Source organism: Novosphingobium cyanobacteriorum (assembly GCF_029436685.1).
Lineage (GTDB): Bacteria > Pseudomonadota > Alphaproteobacteria > Sphingomonadales > Sphingomonadaceae > Novosphingobium > Novosphingobium cyanobacteriorum.
In genome coordinates, this window is record NZ_JAROCY010000070.1 from 1 (window position 1) to 1994 (window position 1994).

1 protein-coding gene is annotated in these 1994 nt (G+C 60.2%); it reads right to left on the bottom strand.

The annotated features are described in order from the left end of the window. The coding region (locus tag POM99_RS22240) for a DUF4158 domain-containing protein (protein WP_277281001.1) at window positions 1–1872 on the bottom strand (1872 nt) is incomplete at its 3' end. Between the last annotated feature and the right edge of the window lie 122 nt (window positions 1873–1994).

The following is a 1994-nucleotide window of genomic DNA, read 5'->3' on the forward strand; positions in this document are numbered from 1 at the left end:
TTCATAGCTGACATCGGGGGTGGCGCCGGCGATCCGCTTGAGCCCGGCATTCGTTCCCAGGCCGTAGAGGCATAGCAGGAGACGTTGATCCAGCGCGGTTTTCGGCAGTGCAACACGCGAGGCCGATGTTTCGAACGCTTCGAGAAGTCCCGTATCAAGGGCAGCCTCCTTCAGTACGTCGAGCAGCCCGGTCATCGGCCAGCGTTGGCCGATCTCGGTCTTGATCGAGGCGAGACCCCTGGGTTCGGGCAAGGGTTTGAACGGGGTGAGAGATATACGGTTCTCGCCGCGCCACAGCAGCCGAACCTTGTCGTTCCGGGGAATATTGGCATTGAGGAGCAACAGTTCCTGAGCAAGCTCTTCCCGGATGGCGCTTGAAAATGCACGCGCATCCGCCGTCAGGTTCAATCCTGTGTAATATGCTTCTCGCCGCGCATCGAAGTCCTTGGGAAGATCGTCATCGGGATTGCGGTATCGGTCCGCCCCGACAACCCAGATTTCCTTAGAACGGATGCGATCGCGCAGTTGCGCGAGGACACAAAGCTCATAACTGATCCGGTTTACGCGCCCCTCTTCATCAATGACGGAACTGCGCCATCTCGCCGGAATGACCTCGTCGACCGGCACTGCGTGCGGCGGCACGTAGCGGCATCCATCATCCACTTTGCTTCTGATCCAGTCCAGGGCCGCCAGCACCGGACGCCACACGGCGTTGTTCGACCGGAACTCCAGTGCCGAAAGCAGGCTTGGCAGCATACGGCGATAATGATTGGCCCATGACCTCCGCATCACCTTGTAGATCCGCCGATCCAAGGCGCCCTTTGCCTGGCTTTCCTTGATGATCGCCGCCAGTTTGTCCTTGCCGGCGATTGGGAAAATGACATCGCAGATGCGCCCGGATGGATCGTCGATCGAAGCGCTGGCAATCTCGACCAGGAGTCGCTCCTTGCCATAGACCCGCTCGATGTCTTTCGCGATATCGCCCACCACCTTGCGTTTCGAGCGCGATCCGATCTTATGGACCGTCTCGATCAGCAGGTCGACCATCGCATCCGTAAGCTGAGCTTCCCGCGCCATCAGATAAACGGCATAGAGCCCGAGCTGGCGCGCCGGTACATGCCGGCGCATCTCCGAGGCTTTCTCGCCGGCAACCCGGCGAACGATCTGATCGACCCATGCCTTGCCCGTGACCGATAGGAAATCTCGGGGAAGAGCAAGCCGTTGGATAAAGGCGAGTTTGGCGGTCACGCCAAGAATGTTTTCGAGCGTCGCCTGACCTGCATCCCCCTTCATCGTGTTGAAGCCGGTCGGGCCATCGGGATCGGCGAGCGAGGCTTCCAGCAAGGCGACCGCATCCGGCGCAAGCCGATCGCGGACTCGGGCCAACAGGGCCTCCAGATAGAGGTGTCGTTGCGAACGGACGAGGCGTTCCAGCTCCTTGCGCGACGGCCCATAGATACGGCGGTCGCGGCACCACAGGAAAACATGCTCGAGCATGGCATTGATCGGCTGCCCGCCCGCACAAAGATCGTCGGAAATCCACCTCGACAACGCCCTGCGATCCGTCTGCGTCATACGGCGGAACCCGAGATGCCGCAAAATCTCCGCGCAATGCCGGCGGGCGGTGCGCCCGGAAAAATCATAGTGGTTCACGGATTTGGCATCGAGACCAAGTTGCTCCGCCAGATACAAGACACCGTCGGAGGGTATCGACGCATGATCCGGCACAAAGAAGCCATGCCCGGCGAAAAATCTAAGCTGAACCGCCAATCCCAGTCGTGCCGTCTCCGCTTTGCCGGTCACGAACGCGATGTCCGAAAAACTCAGGCTCCAGGAGCCGATCAGATCCCCACTCGAAACGCCAAGGCTCATAACGCCGCTCCCTTATCGGAGCGGAACGTCGTTCCTCGCATGGGCGATCGTCAACAACAACCAGCCCGTTCCCGACGTGTTCTCCAAGATGACCAAAATCGCAGCTTCGGGCCGACTGGGCC